This is a genomic window from Streptomyces durhamensis, from assembly GCF_000725475.1.
Taxonomy (GTDB): domain Bacteria; phylum Actinomycetota; class Actinomycetes; order Streptomycetales; family Streptomycetaceae; genus Streptomyces; species Streptomyces filipinensis.
The window spans coordinates 1-234 of sequence record NZ_JNXR01000212.1 but is presented as its reverse complement, the minus strand read 5'-3'; the positions used below and the strand labels follow the sequence as shown (position 1 = coordinate 234).

The following is a 234-nucleotide window of genomic DNA, read 5'->3' as shown; positions in this document are numbered from 1 at the left end:
TGCACGGACTTGGCCAGACGGGTGCGTCCGAGACCGGACACCGCGAGGTCTTCCACATACACCGCTTGGTTGTCGCGGATGATCTGTGTGGATACCTTGCGGTGCCCGTCCCGGCGCCGGTCCGCCACCGTGGCATGCTGGCGTGCGACCTTGATGCGGGCCTTGGCCCGGTTCTTCGATCCCTTGGCCTTGCGGGACAGCTCCCGCTGAAGGCGCTTGAGCTTCTTCTCGGCC

The 234-nt window shown here is 66.2% G+C and carries 1 protein-coding gene; it reads right to left on the bottom strand.

Translation table 11 applies throughout. From position 1 onward, the window contains the following. Positions 1–234, bottom strand: a 234-nt coding sequence (locus tag IO33_RS0142425; RefSeq protein WP_031174383.1) for a transposase, incomplete at both ends; no start/stop codon positions are given.